2 protein-coding genes and 1 pseudogene are annotated in these 4,456 nt (G+C 62.2%); all 3 read right to left on the bottom strand.

All coding sequences use genetic code 11. The features are described from left to right. Nucleotides 1-393 (bottom strand): annotated as a pseudogene (locus EOA32_RS33690) (hypothetical protein); the annotation flags it as partial. Continuing rightward, nucleotides 386-3,568, bottom strand: coding sequence for an efflux RND transporter permease subunit (locus EOA32_RS33685; protein WP_128374025.1), 3,183 nt, complete (start codon nucleotides 3,566-3,568; stop codon nucleotides 386-388). The pseudogene EOA32_RS33690 and the gene EOA32_RS33685, both read right to left, overlap by 8 nt. Nucleotides 3,569-3,660: 92 nt before the next feature. Further along, nucleotides 3,661-4,050 carry a hypothetical protein gene (locus EOA32_RS33680; RefSeq protein WP_128374024.1) on the bottom strand — a complete coding sequence of 130 codons (390 nt, stop codon included), beginning with the start codon at nucleotides 4,048-4,050 and terminating at the stop codon, nucleotides 3,661-3,663. Nucleotides 4,051-4,456: the final 406 nt, after the last annotated feature.

The following is a 4,456-nucleotide window of genomic DNA, read 5'->3' as shown; positions in this document are numbered from 1 at the left end:
GGCATAGATTGGTGCGCTGTCGTTGGCCTGCAGCCGTCCGGGCAGATTTAGGCTGACGACGCCAGGCTTGGCGTTGAGCGTCACCAGGGCAACGCTTGGTATCGCCTGCGCCTCCGTCCATTGCCGCAGCTCGACCGCGTTCCTTTGGCGAGCACTGACACCGGTGTAGACCAGGGTCGCGGCACCGGCGATGGCGACGACGCCGAAGATGCCGAGCCCGACCGGTGAGCGGCCAGGCTTGCGTTCCGAGGACGTCACATCGGTTGTCCCAGCCGTGTCGAGCGACTTGTCAGGTGTTTTAGAGCTTTCATGCCCGTTGTCGGTGTCGTGTCGCGGCATGGGAGCGATTTCGGGGCTCGTGTCGAGCTTCTGCTCGGTAGCGTGCTCAAGCATGATGCAAGGTCTCCGAAGGCGCTGCGGCCGGCTTGGCTTCACGCTTGTGAACGAGGCTGAAGACAACGGGCACGAAGAGCAGCGTTGCCATGGTTGCGAAGATCAGGCCGCCGACCACGGCGCGCCCGAGCGGGGCGTTCTGCTCGCCGCCCTCACCGAGGCCGAGAGCCATCGGCGCCATGCCGATGATCATGGCGAGTGCCGTCATGCAGACTGGCCGGAAGCGGACGAAGCCGGCTTCGAGGGCGGCGGCGATGGGATCGCCCAGTTCCGCCAGGCGTTCGCGGGCAAAGCTGATCACGAGCACGGAGTTGGCGGTCGCCACGCCCATGCACATGATCGCACCGGTGAGCGCAGGCACCGACATCGGCGTCTGCGTGACGAACAGCATCCAGACGATGCCGGCAAGGCCGGCCGGCAGCGCCGAGACGATGACGAAGGGGTCCGACCAGGACTGGAAGTTCACGACGATGAGCAGATAGATCAGCACGATGGCGCCGAGCAGGCCGAATAGCAGGCCGGCGAAGGCGCTGTTCATGGTCTGCACCTGACCGAGCAAGGAAACGGAGCTGCCCTTCGGCAAATCGGCGGCGGTGTCAGCAAGGATCTTGTTGATATCGGTGGCGACGGCGCCGAGGTCGCGCCCCTGCGTGGTGGCGTAGATCTGCACCATCGGCACGATGTTGTATTGCGAGACGACTGCGTTGCTGACCGAGCGCTTCACACTGGCGACGCCGCCGAGGATGGGCAGCGTCCCGATGCCGGCCGCCGTGATCGGCGTCGTCTGCAGGGCGCCCAGCGTATCCACCTGGTATTGCGGCGTCTGCATTACGATCGGATAGGACACGCCGCTCTTTGGGTCGAGCCAGTAGGTCGGCGACACCTGGCTCGAACCGGCAAGGTCGACGACGAGGCTGTTGGTGACGTCCTTCTCGGTAAGGCCGATATATTCGGCCTGGGCGCGGTCAACATCGACGTTCAGTGTCGGATTTGCCTGCGATTCCTGGATGCGGGCATCGGCAACGCCGGGAATGTGCCGCAGGCGGTCCAGCACGAGACCGGCATATTTGAAGTTCGCCGACAGATTGTTGCCGCGCACCTGGATATCGACAGGTGCTGGTGCACCGAAATTCAGGATCTGGCTGATAATGTCGGCCGGCAGGAAGGCGAAGGTCACGCCCGGGAACCGGCGCGGCAGCTCCTCGCGCATCTTGCGGACGTATTCATCGGTCGGTCGGTGGTCTCGCGACAGCTTGACCTGGATGTCGCCATCCTGGGAACCGATGACGCCTGTGTTGTTGTAGGCCAGATTGATGCCCGAGACCGGGACGCCGATATTGTCGACCAACGTGTCGAGCTGGTCGGGCGGAATCAGCTGGCGGATTGCCTTTTGGATGTCGGCGAACTGGTTGGCGCTCTCCTCGACGCGGGTGCCGATGCCAAGGCGCACATGCATCAGGATTTGCCCGGTGTCGACAGCGGGGAAGAAATTCCGTCCCAGATAGGGCGTCAGCAGGAAGGACCCCATGACGCAGGCCATGAACCCGGCAACGAACACCATCCGGTGGCCGAGCACCAGCTCCAGCAGGCCGTGATAACCGACACGGATGCGTTCGAACGTCGCCTCGAACCCACGCTGGAACAGCACCAGCGGGTTGTAACTGCGCGGCTTGCCATGCCCCCTATGATCGACATGCGGTTTGAGCAGGTAGTTGCACAGCGTCGGAACGAAGGTGCGCGAGAGGATGAAGGAAGAGATCATCGAGAACATCACTGCCTCGGCCATCGGCACGAAGAGGAAACGTGCAATGCCGTCGAGGAAGAACATCGGCACGAAGACAATGCAGATGCACAGCATTGAGACGAAGGCCGGCGTCACGATCTGCCGGGCACCGTCGAGGATCGCGGTCCGAACCTCCTTGCCGTGTTCGAGATGCCAGTTGATATTCTCGATGGTCACCGTCGCATCGTCGACGAGGATACCGACGGCGAGCGCCAGGCCGCCAAGCGTCATGATGTTGAGCGTCTCGCCGATCATCGATAACGCGATCACCGAACCGAGGATCGCGAGCGGGATCGACGCGGCGATAATGATAGTGGAGCGCCAGCTGCCGAGGAACAGCAGGATCATCATGCTGGTGAGAGCGGCCGCAATTGCGCCTTCGCGCGCCACGCCGGTGATGGCACCGCGGACGAAGAGCGACTGGTCGCCGAGCAGCGACACCTGAAGATTGTCGGGCAAGCTCGCTCGCATCAAGGCGAGTTGATCCTTGATGCCCTGGATGATCGCGAGCGTCGAGACCGAGCCATTCTTGAGAATCTGAAGCAGGACCGAGCGGGTGCCGTTGACATGGACGATGTTGGTTTGCGGTGGATTGCCGTCGCGCACCGTCGCCACGTCCTTCACATAGACAAGCGTCCCGTTCGCCGACTTGATCGGCAGGTCAGCGAGGTCAGTCAGCGAAGATGGAGCATCGTTGAGCTGCACCGCATATTCGTAGCGACCGATCTTTTCGGTGCCGACCGGTGTGATCAGGTTCTGGGCGGCCAGCGCATTGGCGACGTCCTGCCCCGACAGTCCCCGCGCCTGCAGTGCGTAAGGGTTAAGGTCGATCTGCACCTGGCGGGTCTTGCCGCCGAACGGATAGGGAATGGCGGCGCCCGGCACCGTCGTAAGCGGTGTGCGGATGGTCTGGAGACCAAGATCAGCCAGCGCCTGCTCGGTCAGGCCCTGCCCCGAAAGGGCAATCTGCAGGATCGGCACGGTGGAAGCGTTGTAGTTGAGGATCAGGGGCGGCGTTGCACCGGCCGGCATCTGCTTTAGCACGGTCTGTGCCACTGCGGTGACCTGCGCATTGGCTGTGCGGATGTCGACATTCGGCTGGAAGAACACCTTGATGATGCCGAAGCCGTTATAGGAGGTGGATTCGATATGCTGGATGTCGTTTACGGTGGTGGTCAGCGAACGTTGGAACGGTGTCGTCATGCGGCCCGCCATCTGATCGGGCGGCAGGCCCGTATATTGCCAGATCACGCTGATCACGGGGATACGGATATCGGGAAAGATGTCCGTGGGGGTGCGCAGGGCCACGAGCGGGCCGATGATCAGGATCAGCAGCGCCAACACGATGAAGGTGTAAGGCCGGCTGAGGGCAATGCGGACGAGTGCAATCATGAAACAATGCCTGAGGCGAACCAATGACGCGTGTAGGTCGCCTCAACCCTTCAGGTTTTCTTACTCACACCATTCGGCAACCGAACGGCTGCCTAGGCCGGCTCAGCGTAGATGCGACCAGGCGGAAGGGCCTTGAGCTTGGTTGCGTCGTATGTGTCGTCAACCGCAACGTAGAAGGTTCCAGACAGGATCGTGGCGAAGCGGGAACCGGGGTGCGACAGCGGCATGACGTGTTTGTGCGGCTCAAGCCGCAGCAACACGGCATGCAATCCAGGCTTCGTCGCATTCACATGGAGCACCGTACCGCTCTGGCCGTTGACCCGGGACATGCCGGTCGTCTCGAACGTGCTCGTGGTGATGGAGGGTTCCCGGGGCGTCGCAACAACGAGTGGCATTTGAGCGTCCGCTGCCTGCACTGCATTCATTCCCGCTGGCGACAGCAAGGCCGCGGCGAACATCAGGTACCGGAAAGCCGACTTCATCGATCACTCCTTGGTCGAAAGGCAACTCTTACGGGAGCCGACCAACTCCCTATTCAACTTCCCTGGGCAAGCAGTGCCTTCTGCCTCCAGCCCGCAATCGAGGTCCGCTGCAGCGTGGGCCCGATCGCGCGTTCCCGACGGGCATCGATGTCTGCTCCATCGGTCGTCAGGCACGCAGCCCTGCTTCGCTGGTGGCGTTGAGAGCAGAGGCGTTCTGAACGAACATCGCCCAAAAAGGTTGTACGCGTCCAATTTGGAAAAGGCAGAAACACTCATCACTACGGTGAATAATGTGCGGCTTCAGCCTCAACCGGCTGGTCGGTCTTCCAAGCCAATATGCTGCAGAGGAACGCCACTCGCGTGCGCAGGGCCGCGAGCGGCGAGATCAGGATCAGCGGCAGGAAAC

This window comes from Mesorhizobium sp. M1A.F.Ca.ET.072.01.1.1 (assembly GCF_004023325.1).
In the GTDB taxonomy this organism is placed as follows: domain Bacteria; phylum Pseudomonadota; class Alphaproteobacteria; order Rhizobiales; family Rhizobiaceae; genus Mesorhizobium.
The sequence above is the reverse complement of the archived record's forward strand: the minus strand, read 5'-3'. Positions and strand labels throughout refer to the sequence as shown.

Excerpts from the sequence above, each read along its gene's own strand:
- EOA32_RS33685 (WP_128374025.1), bottom strand. The coding sequence starts at position 3,568 with ATGATTGCACTCGTCCGCATTGCCCTCAGCCGGCCTTACACCTTCATC.
- EOA32_RS33680 (WP_128374024.1), bottom strand. The coding sequence starts at position 4,050 with ATGAAGTCGGCTTTCCGGTACCTGATGTTCGCCGCGGCCTTGCTGTCG.